23 protein-coding genes are annotated in these 22522 nt (G+C 63.4%); 12 read left to right on the forward strand and 11 right to left on the reverse strand.

From position 1 onward, the window contains the following. Nucleotides 1-122 precede the first annotated feature (122 nt). Nucleotides 123-755, forward strand: coding sequence for a LysE family translocator (locus GJV18_RS08135; RefSeq protein WP_160344298.1), 633 nt, complete (start codon nt 123-125; stop codon nt 753-755). A 144-nt stretch (nt 756-899) separates the two neighbouring features. Continuing rightward, nucleotides 900-1988 carry a DNA polymerase IV gene (gene dinB, locus GJV18_RS08140; RefSeq protein WP_160344300.1) on the forward strand — a complete coding sequence of 363 codons (1089 nt, stop codon included), beginning with the start codon at nt 900-902 and terminating at the stop codon, nt 1986-1988. A 78-nt stretch (nt 1989-2066) separates the two neighbouring features. Here dinB and GJV18_RS08145 read toward each other — a convergent pair whose 3' ends face one another. Genes GJV18_RS08145 through GJV18_RS08160 form a run of 4 tightly spaced genes read right to left on the reverse strand, consistent with a single transcriptional unit; the run spans nt 2067 to nt 6691 of the window. Then, the gene (locus GJV18_RS08145; RefSeq protein ID WP_160344302.1) at nt 2067-2462 is read right to left on the reverse strand and encodes an META domain-containing protein; all 396 of its coding nucleotides are present in this window, start codon (nt 2460-2462) and stop codon (nt 2067-2069) included. Continuing rightward, on the reverse strand, nt 2459-2896 hold the full coding sequence (locus GJV18_RS08150) for a hypothetical protein (protein ID WP_160344304.1): 438 nt from the start codon (nt 2894-2896) through the stop codon (nt 2459-2461). Before GJV18_RS08150 ends, GJV18_RS08145 begins: the two co-directional genes overlap by 4 nt. A 27-nt stretch (nt 2897-2923) precedes the next feature. Continuing rightward, nucleotides 2924-3916 carry a 2-hydroxyacid dehydrogenase gene (locus GJV18_RS08155; protein WP_160344306.1) on the reverse strand — a complete coding sequence of 331 codons (993 nt, stop codon included), beginning with the start codon at nt 3914-3916 and terminating at the stop codon, nt 2924-2926. 9 nt (nt 3917-3925) lie between these two features. After that, the gene (locus GJV18_RS08160; protein ID WP_160344308.1) at nt 3926-6691 is read right to left on the reverse strand and encodes a response regulator; all 2766 of its coding nucleotides are present in this window, start codon (nt 6689-6691) and stop codon (nt 3926-3928) included. Nucleotides 6692-6844: 153 nt separating this feature from the next. On the opposite strand from GJV18_RS08160, the gene cysM reads away from it, so the two are divergent. The 5 genes from cysM to GJV18_RS08185 all read left to right on the forward strand — a co-directional run bounded on the left by cysM (nt 6845) and on the right by GJV18_RS08185 (nt 13102). Beyond that, the gene (gene cysM / locus GJV18_RS08165; protein ID WP_160344310.1) at nt 6845-7741 is read left to right on the forward strand and encodes a cysteine synthase CysM; all 897 of its coding nucleotides are present in this window, start codon (nt 6845-6847) and stop codon (nt 7739-7741) included. Next, a complete protein-coding gene (gene rlmD / locus GJV18_RS08170; RefSeq protein WP_160344312.1) occupies nt 7741-9093 on the forward strand; it encodes a 23S rRNA (uracil(1939)-C(5))-methyltransferase RlmD in 1353 nt (450 codons plus the stop codon). The genes cysM and rlmD overlap by 1 nt, the downstream gene beginning before the upstream one ends. A 153-nt stretch (nt 9094-9246) precedes the next feature. Further along, nucleotides 9247-11490: a GTP diphosphokinase gene (gene relA / locus GJV18_RS08175; RefSeq protein WP_160344314.1), complete on the forward strand. Its 2244-nt coding sequence runs from the start codon at nt 9247-9249 to the stop codon at nt 11488-11490. A gap of 140 nt (nt 11491-11630) precedes the next feature. Then, nucleotides 11631-12461, forward strand: coding sequence for a nucleoside triphosphate pyrophosphohydrolase (gene mazG, locus GJV18_RS08180; RefSeq protein WP_160344316.1), 831 nt, complete (start codon nt 11631-11633; stop codon nt 12459-12461). A gap of 101 nt (nt 12462-12562) precedes the next feature. Continuing rightward, nucleotides 12563-13102: a DUF2058 domain-containing protein gene (locus GJV18_RS08185; protein WP_160344318.1), complete on the forward strand. Its 540-nt coding sequence runs from the start codon at nt 12563-12565 to the stop codon at nt 13100-13102. 51 nt (nt 13103-13153) lie between these two features. Here GJV18_RS08185 and GJV18_RS08190 read toward each other — a convergent pair whose 3' ends face one another. From GJV18_RS08190 to purM, 3 genes are read right to left on the reverse strand one after another with little or no spacing between them, the layout of a single operon-like run. After that, nucleotides 13154-13870, reverse strand: a complete 717-nt coding sequence (locus GJV18_RS08190) for a DUF3108 domain-containing protein (RefSeq protein WP_160344320.1) — start codon at nt 13868-13870, stop codon at nt 13154-13156. A 24-nt stretch (nt 13871-13894) separates the two neighbouring features. Further along, nucleotides 13895-14545, reverse strand: coding sequence for a phosphoribosylglycinamide formyltransferase (gene purN, locus GJV18_RS08195; RefSeq protein WP_160344322.1), 651 nt, complete (start codon nt 14543-14545; stop codon nt 13895-13897). Continuing rightward, entirely contained in the window at nt 14545-15603 is a 1059-nt protein-coding gene (gene purM, locus GJV18_RS08200; protein WP_160344324.1) for a phosphoribosylformylglycinamidine cyclo-ligase, read from the reverse strand. Before purM ends, purN begins: the two co-directional genes overlap by 1 nt. Nucleotides 15604-15800: 197 nt before the next feature. Between purM and GJV18_RS08205 the strand changes: the two genes are divergently transcribed. The 3 genes from GJV18_RS08205 to hda all read left to right on the forward strand — a co-directional run bounded on the left by GJV18_RS08205 (nt 15801) and on the right by hda (nt 18895). Beyond that, nucleotides 15801-16844: a DUF2066 domain-containing protein gene (locus GJV18_RS08205; protein WP_160344326.1), complete on the forward strand. Its 1044-nt coding sequence runs from the start codon at nt 15801-15803 to the stop codon at nt 16842-16844. 258 nt (nt 16845-17102) lie between these two features. Further along, a complete protein-coding gene (locus GJV18_RS08210) occupies nt 17103-18194 on the forward strand; it encodes an AI-2E family transporter (protein WP_160344328.1) in 1092 nt (363 codons plus the stop codon). Further along, the gene (hda, locus tag GJV18_RS08215) at nt 18191-18895 is read left to right on the forward strand and encodes a DnaA regulatory inactivator Hda (RefSeq protein WP_160344330.1); all 705 of its coding nucleotides are present in this window, start codon (nt 18191-18193) and stop codon (nt 18893-18895) included. The genes GJV18_RS08210 and hda overlap by 4 nt, the downstream gene beginning before the upstream one ends. Before the next feature lie 54 nt (nt 18896-18949). Here hda and GJV18_RS08220 read toward each other — a convergent pair whose 3' ends face one another. The 3 genes from GJV18_RS08220 to arsC are packed head-to-tail and all read right to left on the reverse strand — an operon-like array spanning nt 18950 to nt 20305. Continuing rightward, nucleotides 18950-19357, reverse strand: coding sequence for a DUF2069 domain-containing protein (locus GJV18_RS08220; protein ID WP_160344332.1), 408 nt, complete (start codon nt 19355-19357; stop codon nt 18950-18952). Continuing rightward, nucleotides 19350-19955 carry an NAD(P)H:quinone oxidoreductase gene (gene wrbA / locus GJV18_RS08225; RefSeq protein WP_160344334.1) on the reverse strand — a complete coding sequence of 202 codons (606 nt, stop codon included), beginning with the start codon at nt 19953-19955 and terminating at the stop codon, nt 19350-19352. The genes GJV18_RS08220 and wrbA overlap by 8 nt, the downstream gene beginning before the upstream one ends. Then, entirely contained in the window at nt 19952-20305 is a 354-nt protein-coding gene (arsC, locus tag GJV18_RS08230) for an arsenate reductase (glutaredoxin) (RefSeq protein ID WP_160344336.1), read from the reverse strand. Before arsC ends, wrbA begins: the two co-directional genes overlap by 4 nt. 112 nt (nt 20306-20417) lie before the next feature. Between arsC and GJV18_RS08235 the strand changes: the two genes are divergently transcribed. Together GJV18_RS08235 and GJV18_RS08240 are read left to right on the forward strand one after the other, a co-directional pair. Next, the gene (locus GJV18_RS08235) at nt 20418-21641 is read left to right on the forward strand and encodes a YihY family inner membrane protein (protein ID WP_160344338.1); all 1224 of its coding nucleotides are present in this window, start codon (nt 20418-20420) and stop codon (nt 21639-21641) included. Nucleotides 21642-21804: 163 nt separating this feature from the next. Beyond that, nucleotides 21805-22023, forward strand: a complete 219-nt coding sequence (locus GJV18_RS08240) for a hypothetical protein (RefSeq protein WP_160344340.1) — start codon at nt 21805-21807, stop codon at nt 22021-22023. A 47-nt stretch (nt 22024-22070) separates the two neighbouring features. Here GJV18_RS08240 and GJV18_RS08245 read toward each other — a convergent pair whose 3' ends face one another. Continuing rightward, on the reverse strand, nt 22071-22463 hold the full coding sequence (locus tag GJV18_RS08245; protein WP_160344342.1) for a hypothetical protein: 393 nt from the start codon (nt 22461-22463) through the stop codon (nt 22071-22073). Nucleotides 22464-22522 lie beyond the last annotated feature (59 nt).

The following is a 22522-nucleotide window of genomic DNA, read 5'->3' on the forward strand; positions in this document are numbered from 1 at the left end:
TCTATGCTTAGAATAAAAAAGAATATATCGGGTTGGGGTTGTGCTGAGCCGCCATAAAGAATCAGCAAGTGCTTGATTAAAAAATACTTTCTGGGTTTTAGAACAAGGTCGCAGGGGGTGTGATGGCCGAGTTGTGGATCTTTGTCGGGGCATTGGTGGTTGTTTATCTGGTACCAGGCCCGGACATGGTACTGATGCTGCAAACAGCGGCTACCCAGGGGCGCAGCCATGCCATGGCGGTTGCTGCCGGCCTTGCCGTGGCCAGAGGCGCGCATGTGCTGATGGCGGCGCTGGGGCTAGGCGCGATACTCAAGGCTGCGCCTGAGGTTTTCGAGGGACTGCGTCTGCTGGGCGCCGCCTACCTGATCTGGCTGGGCATCAGAATCTTCCGTGCGGCCTCACTGATTAAGTCATTCCCGGCCGCAGGAGAGCGCCGCAAAAGGAGCGGTTGGCGCGCTTCCTGGCGCAAGGGCGTGTTCACCAACATCAGCAATCCCAAAGCGCTGCTGTTCTGCTCGGTGCTGTTGCCGCAATTCATTCATCTGGAGGCGGGGGCAGTACCTGCGCAGTTTGCCCTGCTCGGTATCGTGCTGGTGCTCACGGGGCTGATCTTCGATCTGCTTTATGCCGGAGCGGGGGCGGCACTTAGTCGCTGGCTGGCACAGACACCTCTGGCTCGCACGCTACAACGCTGGCTGTTTGCCTGCGTGCTGATCGGTTTCGGTGTGCGCATGGCCCTGGCGGAGCGCGCCTGACAGGTTTTTGAAAAACAACCTGCCAGCCCTTGAGGGCATGGTCAGGGTATACGCCAGCCTGGGGGCTATTTTTCATTCTGATATATGCTATCTGCCGTGTATAAAAAAGCGGGTATCAAAGCGGGTATCAAACCCGAAGCTCTGATGAAACCATTGAATAATCAACCGCTTACCCGTCAAAGAAAAATCATCCATGTGGATTGCGACTGTTTCTACGCCGCCATCGAGATGCGTGACGACCCGCGCCTGCAGGGCAAGCCGCTGGCCGTGGGCGGTTCGGCGGATCGCCGCGGGGTGATCGCCACCTGCAATTACGAGGCGCGCAGCTACGGGGTGCGCTCGGCCATGGCGTCGGGGCAGGCGCTCAAGCTGTGTCCGGATCTGTTGATCGTCAAACCGCGGATGGACGCTTACAAGGCGGCCTCCCGGGAGATTCACGCCATCTTTCGCGATTACACCGAGCTGATTGAGCCGCTGTCTCTGGATGAGGCCTATCTGGATGTCAGCGACAGCCCGCACTTTGCCGGTAGCGCCACGCGCATCGCCCAGGAAATTCGCCGCCGCGTTTCGCAGCAACTGCATATCACCGTGTCCGCCGGGGTGGCGCCGAACAAGTTCCTGGCCAAGATTGCCAGTGACTGGAACAAGCCCAATGGGCTGTTCGTGATTACCCCGGATCAGGTCGAGGACTTTGTCGCTGCCTTGCCGGTGGGCAAGCTGCATGGGGTGGGCAAGGTCACCGCCGAGAAGCTGGCGCGCCAGGGCATCCGCCACTGCAGCGACCTGCGCGAGTGGCCCAAGCTGGCGTTGGTGCGCGAGTTCGGCAGCTTTGGCGAGCGCTTGTGGAGCCTGGCCCGGGGCATCGATGAGCGCGCCGTACAGACCGACAGTCGGCGTCAGTCGATCAGCGTGGAGAACACCTTCGAACAGGATCTACCGGATCTGGCCGCCTGTCTGGCCCAGTTGCCCGAGCTGCTGGGCGAGCTGGAGCGGCGCATGGCGCGGCTGGATGGCAGTTATCGACCGGGCAAGCCCTTCGTCAAGGTCAAGTTCCACGACTTCAGCCAGACCACCCTGGAGCAGAGCGGGGCGCGGCGGGATCTGGATAGCTACCAGTTATTGCTGGGGGCCGCCCATGCCCGCGGCAATAAGCCGGTGCGTTTGCTGGGGGTGGGGGTGCGCCTGGTGGATCTGCGCGGTCGCCATGAGCAGCTGGAGCTGTTTGCGCCGTAGGGCGGACATGCCGAAGGCTTGTCCGCCAATGGCTCAGCCTGCGCTGTTATCCACCCTATGCGCTTGTATGTTTTGGACTTATTCAGCCCACAGGCGAATCGGCTTGCCGCTGGCCGGCCACAGTTGCAGCTGACCGATGCCGTTGTAGTCCCAGCGTTGCACCTGGGCCAGGGCAGCGAGAAAGCGCTGTTCCTGCTCCATCAGCGCCGGAGCGCAGAGCTTGCGGGTGCTGGCGGGAGCCTCAAGGCGTAGCTGACCATCCTTCTCGCTGTAGCCGGCGAACCAGTGGTTGCAGCCGGCGCTGCCGTAGGCACGGCCATCGCTGCCGAAGGTGATGCTCAGGTGGCTGCGGTCGATCAGCGGGCGCTCACCGATCCATTCCACCCGGTAGCCATGCTCGTACTGCAGTTGTGGCCCCACACTGGCGCAGCCCAGCAGGCTGGCGCCGAGCAGGATCGGCAGCAGGGCTCTCATGCTGCTGCGCTCTGGCATTTGGGGCACAGGTGCTTGTCCTGTTGCTGAGTCCAGCCCAGCTCACGGATACGTGTTTCGGCGGCAGGGCCCTGGGCCTTTTTGCCCAGGGCGGCGTCCACGGCGAATTCGAAATCCAGCTCGGTATTGCAGCTGTCGCACTTGACCTGCCAGTTATGGATGGCCAGCTCACGGAAGGCCGGGCCGCTGGTGACCGCCACCCATTGGCCGGGCGGATTGATCAGGTGGCGAACCTTCTCGGCGTGCAGGCGCATAAACAGATCGCGGCTGCCCTTGAGGGTGACCAGCAAATCGTCGCCGCTCTGCACCGAGCCGCCATTGCCGGTGACCTGGTAACGGCCCGGCGCCAGGGCGCGGCACTCGATCAGGGTGTGTTCGGGGTTGAGCAGGTTGTAGCGAAAATCGTGTTCGGCCATGGGTCCTCCAGAAGGTGGCGCATGCTATCACGCAGGCGGCAAAACCTGGTTGAGCAGCAACCCGTCCAGCCAGGCCTGGATATTGTCGCGCGTGGTGCTGGCAATGGCGGCCAGGGCTTCCTGGGTAAGGAAGGCCTGGTGGGCGGTGATCAGCACATTGGGGAAGCTCAGCAGGCGCGCCAGCACGTCATCCTGCAGCGGTGCATCGGAGCAGTCCTCGAAGAACAGTTCGGCCTCTTCTTCATAGACGTCCAGGCCCAGGTAGCCGAGCTGGCCGCTTTTCAGGGCACCAATTAATGCGGGGGTATCGATCAGCGCACCGCGCCCGGTATTGATCAGCATGGCACCACGCTTCATCTGCGCCAGGCGCCTGGCGTCGATCATATGCTGAGTGGTGGGGGTAAGGGGGCAGTGCAGGCTGAGGATATCGCTGCTTGCCAGCAGCTCGTCCAGGCCCACCTGGCGCGCGCCGGCCGGTAATTCAGCCACGGGATGCGGATCATTGAGCAGCAGTTGGCAGCCGAGACCGGCCATGATGCGGGCGAAGGTCAGGCCGATCTGCCCGGCGCCGACGACGCCCACGGTCTTGCCATGCAGGTCGAAGCCAGTCAGGCCGTGCAGGGAGAAATCGCCTTCGCGGGTACGATTGAAGGCGCGGTGGGTGCGCCGGTTGAGGGTCAGGATCAGGGCCAGGGCATGTTCGGCCACGGCATGCGGTGAGTAGGCCGGCACCCGGACTACGGTCAGATTAAGGCGCTGGGCCGCGTGCAGATCGACATGGTTATAGCCGGCCGAGCGCAGGGCAATCAGGCGTGTACCGCCAGCGGCCAGGCGTTCCAGTACCGGTGCGGACAATTCGTCGTTGATAAAGGCGCAGATCACCTCGCTGCCGGTGGCCAGTTCGACACTGTCCAGACGCAGGCGTGCCTCCTGAAAATGCAGCTGCCAGTGTTGTGGCAGGTCGGCGGCGAGAAAGCTGCTCTGGTCGTAGGGTTTGCTGCTGAAAAAGGTGATCTGCATAGACTGTCCTCAGGCGCTGACCTGGGTGACACAGGCCAGGCGCTCGATAGCCTGGTCCAGCTCATCCAGGGCCTGGGTCGCGCTCGGGTCGTTCTGTTTAAGCAGGGTTTCGCAGCGCTGGCAGGCGGCGCGCAGCTGCGGCACGCCGCAGTAGCGGGTGGCGCCATGCAGGCGATGAACCCGCTCGATCAGGCTGTTGCGATCACCTGCCTGGCGCGCCTGGGCGATGGCCTGGCGGTCGGCGGCCAGACCGGCCAGCAGCATCTGCAGCATATCGGCCGCCAGATCCGCCTTGCCGGCGGCCAGGCACAGGCCTTCATCACTGTCGAGTACCCGCAGTTCCTCCTGCTGGGGCGCAGGGGCCGGCTGGCTGGTCACTTCGCTGTGTTGGCGCAGAGGCAGGCCGGTCCACTTGAGAACCACCTGGGCCAGCTGGCGTTCGCTGATGGGTTTGCTCAGGTAGTCGTCCATGCCGCTCTGCAGCAGGGCGCGCTTCTCGTTGGCCAGGGCATGGGCGGTAAGGGCGACGATGGCCACTGGCGCGCGGCCCTGTTGGTTTTCCCATTGGCGGATGGCTTCGCTGGCCTGGCGCCCGTCCATGCCGGGCATCTGGATATCCATAAAGATCAGGTCGAAGCGGTCCTGCTGGACCAGTTCCACGGCTTCGAAGCCGCTGTGGGCGATGCGGGTCTGGGCGCCCATGTCGTCGAGCAGAGTCTGCACCAGCAGCAGGTTGGCCGGATTGTCGTCGACACAGAGGATGCGCGGTGCCCGGCTTGCCGTGGGCGCCGGTGCTGCGGCCGGCAGCAGGCTGCGTTGGCGCGGGCTGATCAGCTCGGCCAGGGCCCGTTGCAGCTTGCGCGTGCAGGCGGGTTTGGCCTGCAGCTGGCTGTGGGCATCCGGCAGGCTGGCGTGGTAGCGGCTCTGCTCGGTGGTGGGGCAGAGCACCAGGGCCTTGCAGTTGAGACGCTCCAGGCTGTCGATCTGCTGGCCCAGCTGCTCCGGGGGCAGGCTGTGCAGGCTGACCCCGAGTACCGCCAGCTCGATTGGCCGGGCGCTGTGCTGCGCCTCCTGCACCAGGTGTTGCAGGTGATCCAGGCTGGTGCAGGGGCTGACCTCCAGGCCGCAGTCTTCCAGCTGGTGCTGCAGGGCCTGACGGGCCAGCTCGTGGCTTTCCAGAATCGCCGCCCGCCGCCCCAGCAGCGGAGGGCGTGGCAGGTCTTCGGCATCGTCGCGGGCCTTGGGCAGGCTCAGGCTGATCCAGAATTCCGAGCCCTCGCCGGGGCTGCTGGTGACGCCGATCTCGCCGCCCATCTGTTCGATCAGGCGCTTGGAAATCACCAGGCCCAGGCCGGTGCCGCCGGCCTGGCGGCTGAGGGAGTTGTCGGCCTGGGTAAAGGCCTGGAACAGCTCGCCCAAGTCGTCGTCGGACAGGCCGATGCCGGTGTCCTGCACGCTGATGCGCAACTGGGCGCGGTCGGCGCTTTCGTCTTCGAGCATGGCGCGCATGACGATGCTGCCTTCACGGGTGAACTTGATGGCGTTGCTGACCAGGTTGGTCAGCACCTGCTTGAGGCGCAGCGGGTCGCCGATCAGCGACAGCGGGGTGTCGCGGTACACCAGGCTGAGCAGCTCCAGCTGTTTCTCGTGGGCGGCCGGGGCGAGGATGGTCAGGGTGTCCTGCAGCAGGTCGCGCAGGTTGAAGGGGATGTTTTCCAGTACCAGCTTGCCGGCTTCGATCTTGGAGAAGTCGAGGATCTCGTTGATGATCGCCAGCAGGCTGTCGGCGGATTTCTCGATGGTGCCCAGGTAGTCCTGCTGGCGCGGGGTCAGCTCGCTTTTCTGCAGCAGATTGGTAAAGCCGAGGATGCCGTTGAGGGGCGTGCGGATCTCATGGCTCATATTGGCCAGAAACTCCGATTTGATGCGGCTGGCTTCCAGGGCCTCCTTACGTGCCAGGTCCAGCTCGATGTTCTGGATTTCGATGGTTTCCAGGTTCTGCCGCACGTCCTCGGTGGCCTGTTCGATGCTGTGCTGCAGTTCTTCCTGGGCATTCTGCAGGGCCTCGGCCATGCGGTTGATGCCCGAGGCCAGTTCGTCCAGCTCGTGGCTGCCCAGGGGCGGAAGGCGGGTTTCCAGGTGGCCTTCCTTGAGTTGGGCGACGCTGTGCTTGATCTGCCGCAGCGGCTCGTTGATGGTGCGGCTCATGCGCAGGGCGAGCAGGGCGGTGATTGCCAGGCCGGTACCGATCAGCAGCAGACTGGCCAGCAGGCTGCGGTAGCCGCTGAGCAGGGTGCTGTGGTGCGACAGCTCCAGCTCGACCCAGCCGAGGGGGGCGTCGTTCTGCTCGTCCTGGGGCGCACCGGTCAGGCTCAGGTGCTGGGGCAGCACCGGTAGAAGGAAGCGTGTGGCGTCCTGGCTATTGCTTTGCGCTGCCTGCAGGCCACGGCTGCCAGGGGCGCTGTTGAGCATGCTCGGCCCGGCATGCGCCAGGGGCGTGCGCTCCGCGGCAAGAAAACTGACCGCGCGCACATCCGGCTGCTCTAGGGCCTGCTGGGCGATGCGCTGCAGCAGCACGGCATCGCCGCGCTTGAGCGCTGGAGCTGCGAGTGGCGCCAGCTGTTCGCTGATCATCTGCCCGCGTTGCAGCAGCTGCGCCTGCAGATCTGACAGCTGCACCCAGGTGAAATAGCCGCCCAGTACCAGCGCCAGCAGGCTGGTGGGCAGCAGCGTGAGCATCAACACGCGGCCCTTGATGCCTAGATCCTTGATCACGCCTTTCCTCCTGATTCGCCCGATAAATGCATCTGGCCGAAGTGTAGCGGCTTGGGGTGGCGCATTGACAGGGAGAAGGTGGCGCGGGCTACGGCGCGAGTCGCTTTGCCGTTATCATAGAGGCCCGCTCGTTGTTTGGATGTTTGCCGCACCATGACCCAGCACTACCTCACCATCGCCGATTGTGTCGGCAATACACCGCTGGTGCGCCTGCAGCGCCTGCCGGGTCAGACCAGCAACACCCTGCTGCTCAAGCTGGAAGGCAACAATCCGGCGGGTTCGGTCAAGGATCGCCCGGCGCTGTCGATGATCAGTCGCGCCGAGTTGCGTGGCGATATCCAGCCCGGTGATGTGCTGATCGAGGCCACCAGCGGCAATACCGGCATCGCCCTGGCCATGGCGGCGGCGATCAAGGGCTACAAGATGGTGCTGATCATGCCGGACAACTCCACCGCCGAGCGCAAGGCGGCCATGAGCGCCTATGGCGCCGAGCTGATTCTGGTTGGCGGCATGGAGGAGGCCCGCGATCTGGCGCTGCAGATGCAGGCCGAGGGTCGCGGCAAGGTGCTCGATCAGTTCGCCAATGGTGACAACCCCGAAGCCCACTACCGCAGCACCGGTCCGGAAATCTGGCAGCAGACCGGTGGCGAGATCACCCACTTCATCAGCTCCATGGGCACCACCGGCACCATCATGGGTGTGTCACGCTTCCTTAAAGAGCAGAAGCCCGAGGTGCAGATCGTCGGCCTGCAGCCCATGGAAGGCGCCGCCATCCCCGGTATCCGCCGTTGGCCCGAGGAATACCTGCCGAAGATCTATCAGGCCGAGCGGGTCGATCGCATCATCGATATGGGTCAGCAGGAGGCCGAAGAGGTGATGCGCCGTCTGGCGCGCGAGGAAGGCATCTTCTGTGGGGTGTCGTCCGGTGGTGCGGTGGCGGCCATGCTGCGCCTGTCCCGGGAGGTGGAGAACGCGGTGCTGGTGGCAATCATCTGTGACCGCGGCGACCGTTACCTGTCCAGTGGCGTTTACGACGCGCCGAGCAACTGATGGCCAGGAAAGACGGCGGTCTGCGCTTTCAACCCAGCGGTGGTACCCGTACGCCTCAGGTGCCGGTGGGCAAAAAACAGAAGTTGACGGTTGAGCGCCTGGCGGCTGATGGCCGCGGCATCTCTTTTGTCGAGGGGCGTACCTGGTTTATCAGCGGCGCCCTGGCCGGCGAGCAGGTCGAGGCGCGGGTGTTGGGCGCCCAGGGCAAGGTGGTGCAGGCGCGGGTCGAGCGGATTCTGAGCGCCAGCCCTGAACGCCGCACCGAACCCTGCGTGCATGCCCGGGTGTGTGGCGGCTGCAGCCTGCAGCATATGCCCCATGCCGATCAGTTGGCCTTGAAGCAGCGCATGCTGGCCGAGCAACTCAGTCGCCTGGCCGGCCTCGAGCCCCGGGAGTGGGCAGCGCCGCTGGTCGGCCCGGAGCTGGGCTATCGCCGTCGTGCGCGCATTGCCGTGCGCTGGGATCAGAAGGCCAAACGCCTGGATGTGGGGTTTCGCGCCGCCGCCAGCCAGGCCATCATCGCCATCAACGATTGCCCGGTGCTGGTACAGCCCTTGCAGCCGATTCTGCGTGCACTGCCGGTTACCCTGGCGGCGCTGGCCAAGCCCCAGGCCATTGGTCATGTGGAGTTGTTCAGTGGCACGGCCTGCGCTGTACTGGTGCGACATACCAGTGCCTTGCCCGATGTCGATCTGGCCGCGCTACGCAATTTCTGCGCCGAGCAAGGGGCGCAGCTGTGGTTGCAGGGTAAAGGCGAGCCGCAGCCTGATCAGTCCGTGCAGCCGCTTCGTTACGCGGTGCAGGGTGAGGGCTTGAGTCTGGCGTATCGCCCTGGAGATTTTGTCCAGGTCAACCAGCCGGTGAATGACGCCATGATCGCCCAGGCTCTGGACTGGCTGACGCCCCAGGCCGATGAGCGGGTGCTGGATCTGTTTTGCGGTCTGGGTAATTTCGCCCTGCCGCTGGCCCGGCGGGTGCGCGAGCTGGTGGCGGTGGAAGGGGTACAGGCCATGGTCGAGCGGGCTGCAAAAAATGCCGAGGACAATGGCCTGGGTAATGCGCACTTTTACCAGGCCGACCTGTCCAAGCCGCTGGCTGACGCAGCCTGGGCCAAGGGCGGTTTTGCCGCGGTGTTGCTCGACCCGCCGCGCGATGGCGCGTTGCAGGTGGTGCAGCACGTGGCAAAACTGGGCGCGGCGAGGGTGCTCTATGTGTCCTGCAACCCGGCGACCCTGGCGCGCGACAGTGCCGAATTGCAGGCCCAGGGCTACCGGCTGGAGCGCGCCGGTATCCTCGATATGTTTCCGCAGACCGCGCACGTGGAAGCCATGGCGCTGTTTGTTCGGCAGTAGAGTATGCGGTGGCTTGCTTTTGTGCTGGCAAGCCCCCACTTGGTTGCAACAGGGGCGCACAGGGATTGCGCCGATAGTGGTTAAACCGACCGGCTGCGAATAAGTCGGCGACTGTTCGGTGGGTCTGGAATCCGCCGTAGGGAAGGTAGCAAGATGGTTCAGGTCAGGGCGCATCAGCCGATCAACGACGACGGCAGCATCAACCTCGATGCCTGGCTCGATCATGTCTTAAGCGTCGACCCGGCGCTGGAGCGCGAGGCGCTCAAGGTTGCCTGCGAGTTTGCCCGCGAGGCCGAGCAACAGGCCAATGCCGCGCAGAATCTGTGGACCGAGGGGGCGTCGAGCTTTCGTGCCGGCCTGGAGATTGCCGAGATCCTCGCCGACCTCAAACTCGATCAGGACTCCCTGGTGGCAGCAGTCATCTATCGCTGCGTACGCGAGGGCAAGGTGCCCCTGGCGACGGTCCACCAGCAGTTCGGCCCGGTGGTGGCCAAGCTGGTGGAAGGGGTGCTGCGCATGGCCGCCATCAGCGCCTCGCTCAATCCCCGCGACTCCCTGGTGCTCGGCTCCCAGGCCCAGGTGGAAAACCTGCGCAAGATGCTGGTAGCCATGGTCGACGATGTGCGCGTGGCCCTGATCAAGCTGGCCGAACGCACCTGTGCCATCCGCGCGGTGAAGGAGGCCGACGACGAGAAGCGCCAGCGTGTGGCCCGCGAGGTGTTCGATATCTACGCGCCCCTGGCGCACCGTCTGGGCATCGGTCATATCAAGTGGGAGCTGGAGGATCTGTCATTCCGCTACCTGGAGCCCGAGCAGTACAAGCAGATCGCCAAGCTGCTGCACGAGCGCCGCCTGGACCGCGAGCAGTACATCAATGATGTGATGAGTCATCTGCGCGAGGAGCTGGAGGCCACCGGGATCAAGGCCGATATCAGCGGCCGGGCCAAACATATCTATTCGATCTGGCGCAAGATGCAGCGCAAGGGCCTGCAGTTCAGCCAGATCTACGATGTGCGCGCGGTGCGCGTGCTGGTGCCGCAGGTGCGTGACTGTTACACCGCCCTGGGTATCGTGCACACCCTGTGGCGGCATATTCCCAAGGAGTTCGACGACTACATCGCCAACCCCAAGGAAAACGGCTATCGCTCCCTGCACACCGCCGTGCTCGGCCCGGAAGGCAAGGTGCTGGAGGTGCAGATCCGCACCCAGGCCATGCACGAAGAGGCCGAACTGGGCGTGTGCGCGCACTGGCGCTACAAGGGCACCGACGTCAAGTCCGGCTCCAACCACTACGAAGAGAAGATCTCCTGGCTGCGTCAGGTGCTCGAATGGCACGAGGAGCTGGGCGATATCGGCGGCCTGGCCGAGCAGCTGCGCGTGGATATCGAACCGGACCGGGTCTATGTCTTCACCCCGGACGGTCACGCCATCGACCTGCCCAAGGGCGCCACGCCGCTGGACTTCGCCTACCGGGTGCACACCGAAATCGGCCACAACTGCCGCGGGGCCAAGATCAACGGCCGTATCGTGCCGCTCAACTACAGCCTGCAGACCGGCGAGCAGGTGGAGATCATCACCAGCAAGCACGGCACGCCAAGCCGCGACTGGCTGAACTCCAACCTGGGCTATGTCACCACCAGCCGGGCACGGGCGAAGATCGTGCACTGGTTCAAGCTGCAGGACCGCGACCAGAACGTTGCCGCCGGCAAGCAGCAACTGGAGCGCGAACTGCAGCGCCTGGGCCTACCCCATGTGGATTTCGACAAGCTGGCGGAAAAGGCCAATCTGAAAACCAGCGAGGACCTGTTTGCCTCCCTCGGCGCCGGCGATCTGCGCCTGGCCCAGCTGGTCAACCTGGCCCAGCAACTGGTCGAGCCGGATCGGGCCAACGAGCAGCTGGAGCTGATTCCGCGCAAGGCCCTTGGCTTCAAGCCGGGCAAGCGCGGTGATATCCAGATCCAGGGCGTCGGCAACCTGCTGACTCAGATGGCCGGTTGCTGCCAGCCGCTGCCGGGCGACCCGATCGTCGGCTACATCACCCAGGGCCGCGGGGTCAGCATCCACCGCCAGGACTGCGCCTCGGTGTTGCAGCTGGCCGGGCGCGAGCCGGAGCGGATGATCCAGGTCAGCTGGGGCCCGGTGCCGGTGCAGACCTACCCGGTGGATATCATCATCAAGGCCTACGACCGTTCCGGCCTGCTGCGTGACGTGACCCAGGTGCTGCTCAACGAGAAGCTCAATGTGCTGGCGGTCAATACCCGTTCGAACAAGGACGACAACACCGCGTCCATGTCGATTACCGTGGAAATTCCCGGGCTGGATGCATTGGGCCGGTTGCTGGGGCGTATTTCCCAGTTGCCGAATATCATCGAAGCGAGCCGCCACCGGGTCTCCTGAGCTGCTGCGCTCGGTCATACGGCGTTGCAGGGCGTGTGAAAAATGCTCATTGGCAAAAGCCAAATCCGCTTTTTCACACCCCCTCCGCCTTGTCTGACCTTCGCCCGCGACGCTCAGGCCTACGTTTACGAAGGAAGCCTATGTACCAACTCGACGACCTGCTGCACCTCATGGCCCGTCTGCGCGACCCGCAGCACGGCTGCCCCTGGGACCTCAAGCAGAACTACGCGAGCATCGTGCCGCACACCCTCGAAGAAGCCTACGAGGTGGCTGACGCCATTGAGCGCGGCGACTTCGACCATCTGCCCGGTGAGCTGGGCGACCTGCTGTTTCAGGTGGTGTATTACAGCCAGTTGGCGCGTGAGGAAGGGCGTTTTGACTTTGCCCAGGTGATCGATGGCATCACCCGTAAGCTGGTACGCCGCCACCCCCATGTGTTCCCCGATGGCGATCTGTATGGCGCGGTGGACGTGGCCAAACTGGAAGAAGCCGCGATCAAGCAGCGCTGGGAAGCGATCAAGGCCGAAGAGCGCGCCGAAAAGGCTGCAGCACCTGAGCAACTGTCGCTGCTCGACGACGTGCCCACGGCGCTGCCGTCTCTGAGTCGGGCGATCAAACTGCAGAAACGCGCGGCTCAGGTCGGTTTCGACTGGCCCGAGGCGCTGCCGGTGGTGGACAAGGTGCGCGAAGAGCTGGATGAAGTGCTGGAGGCCATGAGCGAGAACGATGCCGAAGCCATTGGCGAGGAAATCGGCGATCTGCTGTTTGTGGTCAGCAACTTGGCACGGCATCTCAAGGTCGACCCGGAAACTGCCCTGCGTGCCGCCAATGGCAAGTTCGAGCGGCGTTTTCGTTTTATCGAGCAGGCATTGCGCGAGGCCGGGCGCAACATGGAAGATTGCCCCCTGGAAGAACTGGATGCGCTCTGGGGCGAAGCCAAGAAGCTGGAAAAGCAGACTCCGAGTTGTTGAGCCCGCAGGGTGGATGACGCTCTTTTCATCCATCCTACGAATAACGCGTCACGATTGCGCTGGGTACGCCCACTTATTATTGAAGGTTGGAAAGGTAGGTTATGGCTCTCTCACTACGGGATCAGTTACTCAAGGCCGGGCTGGTCAACGAAAAGCAGGCCAAGCAGGTTGGCAAGCAGCAACAGAAGCAGAAACGCCTGGAGCACAAGGGCCAGGTCGAGAAGGATGAGTCGCAGAAACTCGCTGCCCTGCAGGCCATGGCCGAGAAGGCCGCGCGGGATCAGGAACTCAATCGCCAGCAGCAGGAGAAGGCCGAGCAGAAGGCCCGCGCCGCTCAGGTCAAGCAGCTGATCGAGCATTCGCGGCTGCCCAAGCTGACCAGCGAGGACTACTACAACTTCGTTGACGACAAGAAGGTCAAGCGCCTGGCCGTCAACAACCTGATGCGCGACAAGCTCAGCCGCGGCTCCCTGGCCATCGTGCGCCATGCTGGTGGCTATGAGGTGATTCCCCGGGAAGCCGCGCTGAAGATCCAGGAGCGCGACCCCAGGCGTATCGTGCTGCTCAATACGCCGACCGAGGCGGCGGAGGCGGATGATCCCTACGCGGCCTATCAGATTCCCGATGATCTGATGTGGTAAACAAAAAAGCCGAGCATTTATGCTCGGCTTTTTTGTGCGAGTGAGCGCTGCTCAGTCGCGGCGACCTTCTACGGTCTTGCCGTCCACCGTGCCGGCTTTCAGCATGATCTGGTATTCCTTGCCGTCCTTCTCCACCTGATGCAGGCGCACCAGCAGGTAGGCCCAGTCCTTGGCAAACCACAGCGTGGTCTTGCGCGCACTCTGGGTCGGGTCGCGCACCCGCTCGACCTTCACGGCATCGACCATGCCCGCCTGGGTGCGCACCACTTCTTCGCCTAGTACGCGGAAGTCGTAGGTTTCGATCTCGTCGCCATCGACCACCTGATAGCTCATGCTCTGCTTGCCGGCCGCCACGTCATACTGCAGCGCCAGCTGGTAGGTGGATTTGTCCAGCAGACCACGGTTGAGGGGGAGTTTTACCTCGCTGCCGCGATCCTGGCCCAGCACCTGCTTGCTGGCCCAGTCGAAACGGTGTTCGATCTTCTTGCCCTTGCCCAGACCGCTGCGCTCATACAGATAGCTCTGCGGTACTAGGGCGCTATTTTCCAGACGCAGGGTGCTTTGCTCGGTCAGGCTGGCGACCAGCATGGACGCCTGGAAGCGCAGTTGCCACTGGCCGTCATCCAGTGCTTCGAGGTGACGTTCGGCGCTGCCACTCATAGGCAGCTGTTTCCAGTCGGCGGTATAGCTGGCGGAGAAGGGTTTCAGTTCGGTAGCCAGAGCTGGGAGGCAGATCATCGACAGTGCGAGCAATAAGGCGCGAGCCATGGTGTCTCCTGTGGGGTGGCGCAGCTAGGTGCGAATAAGGTGGCCGCTGCTGGGCAGGACCTGGTTGTCCAGCATGGCGCCCTGGTCGGCAAGACGCAAACGGCCTTCGGCAAACCAGCGTACTGCCAGTGGATAGATCAGGTGCTCTTGGCCGTGCACACGCTGCGCCAGGCTTTCGGCACTGTCGTCTGCCAGCACGGGCACCACAGCCTGTACGACCAGCGGGCCGCCGTCGAGTTCCTCGGTGACGAAATGTACGCTGCAGCCATGCTCGCTGTCACCGGATTCCAGGGCCCGCTGGTGGGTGTGCAGGCCCTTGTACTTGGGCAGCAGGGAAGGGTGGATATTCAGCAGGCGGCCGCTGTAATGATTGACGAAGCCGGGTGTGAGGATGCGCATAAAGCCGGCCAGTACCACCAGCTGCGGGTCAAAGGCGTCAATGGCTTCGATCAGGGCGCTGTCGAAGGCCTCGCGGCCATCGAACTGCTTGTGATCGAGCACGGCGGTGGCGATCCCGGCGTTCTGCGCCCGGGTCAGGCCGTAGGCATCGGCGCGGTTAGAAATCACCGCGGCGATGCGCGCCGGATTGCCGTTTTGGGTAATGCTGTCGATCAGCGCCTGCAGGTTGCTGCCGGAGCCGGAGATCAGCACCACCACATTGCACTGTGTTGTCATCAGTGCTGCTTCAGGTTGTTCAGCTGAACCTGGGCCGCGCCCTCGGCTGCTTCGGCGATCTGGCCAATCACCCAGGGGCTTTCGCCGCTGGCGCGCAGGTTGGCCAGGGCGATTTCGACCTGATCCTGGGCCACGCAGATCACCATGCCGACGCCGCAGTTCAGCACGCGGTGCATCTCGTGCTCGTCGACGTTGCCCTTCTCCTGCAGCCAGTCGAATACGGCCGGGCGGATCCAGCTGGCCACATCGACCACGGCCTGGGCGCCTTTGGGCAGCACGCGCGGGATGTTGTCCAGCAGACCGCCGCCAGTGATATGGGCCATGGCCTTGACCGCACCGGTGTCCTTGATCAGCTTGAGCAGCGGCTTGACGTAGATGCGCGTCGGCGCCATCAGCAGGTCGGTCAGCGGCTGGCCGTTCAGCTGGGTGGTTTCGATATCGGCGCCGGACACTTCGATGATCTTGCGGATCAGCGAGTAGCCGTTGGAGTGCGGGCCGGAGGACGGCAGGGCAATCAGCGCGTCGCCGGTGGCAACCTTGGAGCCGTCGATGATTTCGGCCTTTTCCACAACACCGACGCAGAAGCCGGCCAGATCGTAGTCTTCGCCTTCATACATGCCCGGCATCTCGGCGGTTTCACCGCCAACCAGGGAGCAGCCCGCCAGTTCGCAGCCGGCGCCAATGCCGGTGACCACGGTGGCGGCCACGTCGACATTGAGCTTGCCGGTGGCGTAGTAGTCGAGGAAGAACAGCGGCTCGGCGCCGCAGACCACCAGGTCGTTGACGCACATGGCGACCAGATCCTGGCCGATGCTGTCGTGCTTGTTCAGGTTCAGTGCCAGGCGCAGCTTGGTGCCCACGCCATCGGTGCCGGACACCAGTACCGGCTGCTTGTAGCCGGCCGGGATCTCGCACAGGGCGCCGAAACCGCCCAGCCCACCCATGACTTCCGGACGCGCGGTGCGCTTGGCCACGCCCTTGATGCGTTCGACCAGGGCTTCGCCCGCGTCGATATCTACACCTGCGTCCTTGTAGCTGATGGAGGGTTGCTTGCTCATAGATCCAGGCCTTTAAGGGGGAATTCGAATAGACACCGACCCGTGCCGGGCAGTGTGCGAAGGCGCGCGATTTTATCAGGCTTGCCGGGCAGCGGCCAGCCGCGCGCGGCGATGGTTGCGAGCATGCAGGCGGCTGTTTAAGGTAGGAGCCTTCCCGTCTGGCTCCAGAGCCAGTCTCCGTCCGTCGAGAACCTTCCATGCGTGTGACCCTTCGCTTGTTGCTTGCCAGTTTGCCCCTGTTTGGCCTGCCCGCCTGGGCGGCGCCCGTGACCGATCTGTACGAGGTGCGCGAGGCCGTTGAGAGCCAGCAGCCGGAGGCTCGCGATGCTGCTCTGGTGCGTGCCCTGGACACCCTGGTGCTGCGCCTGACCGGCAGCAATGAGGCGCTGAGCAATCCGGCTGTGGCCGAACTGCGTAAGGACCCCAAGCAGATCATCAGTCAGTACGGCTATGAAGGTGAGCGTCTGTTGGTGGAGTTTGATCCACTCAGTACCGAACGCAGCCTGCGCCAGGGCGGGCTGGCGCTATGGGGTGCCAATCGCCCGGCCATTCTGGTCTGGTGGTTGAGTGAGAGTATCGAAGGCAGCAGCCTGCTGGGCGATGGCCAGGCCATTGCCGCGCCGCTGCGTGAGGCTGGGCAATACCGTGGTTTGCCGCTGCGCCTGCCGCTGGCCGATCTCAGCGAGCAGTTGCTGGCCAACTCGGAAAACCTTGGCGCCGATCAGCCCAAGGCCCTGCAGGAGGCCTCCGAGCGTTATGCCGCGGACGCCTTGCTGGCGGTTCAGGCCCGGGAAGCAGACGGCCAGTGGCAGGCGCAGTGGCGGTTATGGCTGGGCGAAACCCGTGAGCAGGGCAAGACCGCGGCGGAGGATCAGGCGAGTCTGGCCGATGCCGTGCTGCTGGCCGTGAGTCAACGCCTGGCGCCGCGCTTTATCGTGGCCCCGGGGGCTGCGAGCACGCTGACCCTGGAAGTACAGGGCACTGATCTGGGCCGTTATGCCGAACTGCAGCGCCTGCTCGAACCCTTCGCCGCACAACTGCTCAAGGTCGAAGGAGATCGTCTGACCTTTGCCCTCAATGCCAGTGCCGAGCAGTTGCGTGCTCAGCTGGCTCTGGCCCGCTTGCAGGAGGTCGTGGGCGAAACCCCGGTGGATGCCAGTGCGCCGCTGGTGGAAGGGGCAGAGCCAGCTGAGGCGCCGCGTATTGTGCCGCGGGACAATATATTGCGGTTTCGCTGGTAGACTGCCGGCCAATTGAGTGAAGACCGCTGCCTCTGTGCAGCGGTTTTTTATGGCGCTGTGCACACGCTCGTCGGGGTCAGTGATCACGGCTGAGGGAGCAGCTCTGTTCGTAGGGTGCGCTGTGCGCACCTGCTGCGTTTGGGGCGGTGCGCACGGCGCACCCTACTGGAAGGGACCTGGCCCGAGTCGTCAGGCAGCAACTGATTGGCGCAGCGTTTTTATCGAGCGGCGATTTCCATGGAAGAACGGAGGGTAAACATGATGGCGTCCTATCGTTGGTTATGGCTGGTGGCCCTGGTGTTGCTGGGGTGGCTGGTTTATGCCCTGCAGCCGATTCTGTCGCCCTTTCTGATCGGTGTGCTGCTGGCCTACCTGGGCGATCCGCTGGTCGATCGCCTGGAGCGATACAAGCTCTCGCGCACCTGGGGTGTGGTGGTGGTGTTTGCCATAATCAGCCTGCTTCTTGTGCTGATGCTGCTGGTGTTGCTGCCCATGCTGGGCAAGCAGATGGTGCGCCTGTATGAAATGGCGCCGCAGATGCTCGACTGGCTGCAGTTGCAGGCCTTGCCCTGGATTCAGCTCAAGCTTGGCCTGAGTGAAGGGTTCTGGCGTTTCGATCAGCTCAAGGCGGCGTTTTCCGGCCAGCTGGGCAAGACCACCGATATTGTCGGTCTGGTGCTGAGCAAGGCCACCAGCTCCGGTCTGGCGTTGCTGGCCTGGCTGGCCAACCTGCTGCTGATTCCGGTGGTGAGCTTCTACCTGATGCGCGACTGGGACCTGCTGATGGCCAGGGTGCGGGCGCTGCTGCCGCGCAGCCGCGAGGGCCTGGTGGTGAAGCTGTCCGGCGAGTGCCATGAGGTGTTGGGCGCTTTCCTGCGCGGGCAGTTGCTGGTAATGCTGGCGCTGGGCCTGATGTATTCCACCGGGCTGATGCTGGTGGGGCTGGAGCTGGGGTTATTGATCGGCATCCTCGCCGGGCTGGCCAGTATCGTGCCGTATCTGGGGGTTGTCGTCGGCGTGGGTGCGGCCATGACGGCGGGCCTCTTTCAGTTCGGCCTGGAGCCTTTCCCGTTGCTGGCTATTGCCGCCGTGTTCACCGTCGGCCAGTTGCTCGAAGGCATGCTGCTGACCCCGTTGCTGGTGGGGGACCGTATTGGTCTGCATCCGGTGGCGGTGATCTTCGCCATCATGGCGGGTGGTCAGTTGTTCGGCTTTACTGGCGTGTTGCTGGCTCTGCCGGTCGCCGCCGTGATCATGGTTTTGCTGCGCCATGCCCATGATTTCTATAAACTTTCCGATCTTTACGGTGAGTCGAAGGGCGATTCCGCGGAGCCGCCGAACCCTGAATGAAACCTATCCAGCTGCCTCTTGGGGTGCGTCTGCGTGATGACGCCACCTTTGCCAACTACTACCCCGGCGCCAATGCCGCGGCCCTTGGTTATGTCGAACGCTTGTGCGAGGCGGATGCCGGGTGGACGGAAAGCCTGATCTACCTATGGGGCGGCGCGGGCGTCGGCCGCAGCCATCTGCTGCAGGCGGCCTGTCTGCGTTTCGAGCAGCGCGGCGAGCAGGCGGTCTATCTGCCCCTGGCCGAACTGGCGGATTACGGCCCTGAACTGCTGGACAACCTGGAACAGTGTGAGCTGGTCTGTCTGGATGATCTGCAGGCGGTGGCTGGGCGGGCGGACTGGGAAGAGGCGCTGTTTCATCTATTCAATCGCCTGCGCGATGCGGGCCGGCGCCTGTTGCTGGCGGCTGACACGGCGCCGCGGGAGCTGCCCATCCAACTGGCGGATCTGCAGTCGCGCCTGACCCTGGCACTGGTCTTTCAGCTGCTGTCGCTGTCCGACGAGGACAAGCTGCGCGCCTTGCAGCTGCGTGCCTCGCGCCGTGGCCTGCAGCTGAGCGATGAGGTGGGACGTTTTATCCTGACCCGGGGTGAGCGCAGCATGAGCGCCCTGTTCGAGCTGCTAGAACGTCTGGATCAGGCCTCACTGCAGGCCCAGCGCAAGCTGACCATTCCCTTTCTTAAAGAAACCCTGGGCTGGTAACTCCAGCCTCAAGCTGCAAGCCATAGGCGGCAGGTTAGGCTGATTCGCTTGCAGCTATTCGCCGGCCAACTTGCGGTCGTACTGAAAGCGCCAGCGCGTGTAGAGCAGGGCGGCGCAGAACAGGGCCAGGCTAAGCAGGGCCAGCAGCCAGCCATATAGCGCCTTGCTTGGGTCGAAGGCGGCCAGTACGCCCTGGATAAAGTACAGGTTGACCACAAAGCAGGCCCAGGCATGGGCGCGGGCATGGCCAAGCAGCAGGCCGGGAGCCAGTAGCAGCAAGGGGATCAGCTGCAGGGCCAGAATCACCCAGAGTAACTTGCCGGGGATTGCGGCAAACCACAGGTTCCAGCCCAGCAGTACGCCGGCCAGGGCGAAGAAACTCGACAGGCTGGCGACGCGGCTGAAAGTCAGGCGCGGCTTCAGCCATTCCAGAGAGGGTAGGGGTTTGGGGGTTCTAGCCACGCTTGTGCTCCAGTTGGCTGGCGGTTTGCGCCAGACGTTGGCCCAGTGCACGGCACAGGGCGATCTCATGCTCATCCAGGGGCCGTTTACCGTCTGCGCCGGCATGGTGACTGGGACCATAGGGCGTGCCGCCGCCGCGGGTCTCCAGCAGGGCGCCTTCGCTGTAGGGCAGGCCGGTGATCAGCATGCCGTGGTGCAGCAGGGGCAGCATCATCGACAACAGCGTGGTTTCCTGGCCGCCGTGCAGGCTGGCGGTGGAGGTAAAGACGCCGGCGGGCTTGCCGACCAGGGCGCCGCTGAGCCACAGGCTGCTGCTGCCATCGAGAAAGTACTTGAGTGGCGCGGCCATATTGCCGAAGCGAGTCGGGCTGCCCAGGGCCAGGCCGGCGCAGTTCTTCAGTTCATCCAGGCTGGCGTAAAGGGCGCCTTCATCCGGAATCGCCGGCGCCACGGCTTCGCACTCGCTGGATACCGCCGGTACGGTGCGCAGCCGCGCTTCCAGGCCGCCCAGCTCGACGCCGCGGGCAATCTGCCGGGCCATTTCCGCCGTGGCGCCATGACGGCTGTAGTAGAGCACCAGGATATAGGGCGCACTCATGGCAGCAACTCCAGCACCTTTTCCGGTGGGCGGCCGATCACGGCCTTGTCGCCATATTCGAAGATGGGGCGTTCGATCAGCTTGGGGTGCTCCACCATGGCCGCGATCAGCTGAGTTTCACTCAGCTGCGGATTGCTCAGCGCCAGACTCTTGTATTCATCTTCGCCGCTGCGCAGTAACTGGCGCGCGCTGATGCCCAGCTTGTCCAGCAGGCTGTGCAGGGCGCTGCCATCGAGTGGTGTTTCCAGGTACTTGATGATCTGAGGCGTGAGGCCGCGCGCTTCGAGCAATTGCAGGGCCGCGCGGGATTTCGAGCAGCGCGGGTTATGGTAGAACTTGAGGTCGGGCATGGTGTGGGTCGCCTGTGCGAGGTGATGGCGGCTATTCTAACCGCGAATGGTATCGATACCTGAATGGAAGTACGGGGAGGTGGCAGATGCCAATCCATCCTAAGGAGCAGGAATGCATCAGCGCGTCAGCACGTTTATTGGCTTTTGGCAGTTTCTCTTTCGCCGCTTTATCGATAACCGTGGAGCCAACACGGCGGCGGCACTGACCTACACCACGCTGTTCGCGGTGGTGCCGATGATGACCGTGACCTTCTCCATGCTGTCCGCCATTCCGGCGTTTCAGGGCACTGGCGAACAGGTGCAGAGCTTTATCTTTCGTAACTTCGTGCCTTCGGCAGGGGAAACCCTGCAGCAGTATCTGAGTGGTTTCACCGAACAGGCCCGCCAGTTGACCTGGATCGGGGTGGTGGTGCTGGCGGCGACGGCCTTCTGGATGCTGGTCACCATTGAAAAGGCCTTCAATACCATCTGGCGGGTGCGTCAGCCGCGTCGTGGCGTATCAAGCTTTTTGCTGTACTGGGCGATTCTCAGCCTGGGCCCGATTCTTTTGGGTGGCGGTTTTGCCATCAGCACCTATATCACCTCGCTGTCGCTGATTTCCGGCCCGGATGCCCTGCTCGGGATCAAGACCCTGCTCACGTTAATGCCGCTGCTGTTCAGTGTGGCGGCCTTTACCCTGCTTTATGCCACGGTACCCAATGCCCAAGTGCCGCTTAAGCATGCCTGGCTGGGCGGGTTGTTTGCGGCGGTGTTGTTTGAAGTGGCGAAAATGCTGTTTGGCCTTTATGTGCAGCTGTTTCCCAGCTATCAGCTGGTGTATGGCGCTTTCGCCACTGTCCCTCTGTTTTTGCTGTGGATTTATCTGTCCTGGCTGATCGTGCTGTTTGGCGCCGAGCTGGCGTGCAACCTGGGTTCTTCCCAGCAATGGCGCGCCCGTGCGGTGCCGCCGCTGCTGACCGTCTTGGGGATTCTGCGGATTTTCTACGACTATCAGCAAAGGGGGCGCAAGGTGCGCCTCAAGGATGTGCAGCGTCACGGTTGGCCGTTGGCCGACTACGAGTGGGAAGACATGCTGGCGTTTCTTGAGCGCCAGCAGCTGGTGGCGCCCTGTGGTGCCGGGGGCTGGGTGTTGTGCCGCGATCTGCAGCATTACACCGTGCAGCAGCTGCTGCTTGCCAGTCCCTGGCCCTTGCCGGGCCTTGAGCAGTTGCCTGGGGCTTTCGATGAGCCCTGGTATCCGGCTTTACAGGCGAGTCTGGCGACCCTGCACGAGCAACAGCAACTGCTGTTTTCCCAGAGTCTGGCCAGCTGGTTGCGGCCTGAACAGGCTGAGTGACAAAAAGCGTCAGTTTGCGGCGCGCTCTTGAGGGCGCTTGTGCCAATAGCCAAGGCATAGCCGCTGTAGTGGGGATCAGGAGGCTGGCACGCTTCTGGCAATCTGTTCGTCAGGTTGCAGTCGTTTTGCCAGCATGGCACGGATCGGCACAGAGAGAAGGCTTATGACAGCCAGCAAAGGCAAGGTGATTTATCTGCATCAGCGCGATCCGCTGGAGGCGCTTGAGCGTCTGAACCGGATTACCGGCCTGCACTTCAGTTGCTGGCCACAGTCACTGTGCAGCGACCAGGAACGCGTGCCGCAGCCTTCCCTGGAACCCACTGCTGGTGCGGATAACCTGCCTGCGGCGTCTCAGGGTTCCACTGAGGTGTTGTCAGGCTAAATGCAAAACCCCGCGTCGATGCGCGGGGCTGTGGGATTGTCGTGGGATTAGGCGCTGGCTTGGCGTGGTGCGTTCTGCGCCATTTCCACGGCCTGCACGAATAATTCCTCCACCACCAGTGCCGATGCCGGTACCGCCGAGCGCAGGCGCACCTGCATCTCTTCGATCTTCTGTCTGACCGGCATGCGGGCGATGCCGGACAGCAGAATCTTGCCATGTGCATTGACCTTGCCATGGTCGATCATGACTTCGCGACGCTTGTCGCCATCGCGATAGCTGACCAGCAACGAAACCGGCAGATTGGCCAGGCCCGGGAGTTGCAGCCAGGTGGCGACATTGAACTCGGCTACCCGCCCTTCATAGGTGCTCAGTTGCAGGCGTGCGTTATTGATGATGGCCGAGGGGACGGAGCCAACCAGCTTGTCTTGGGCTTGGGTCATGGTGAGGGTTCCCGGCAGAGAGCAAATGACATTCAGTGCACTGCGGGAAATTATAAGAG

It is taken from the genome of Pseudomonas xionganensis (assembly GCF_009763245.1).
Lineage (GTDB): Bacteria > Pseudomonadota > Gammaproteobacteria > Pseudomonadales > Pseudomonadaceae > Aquipseudomonas > Aquipseudomonas xionganensis.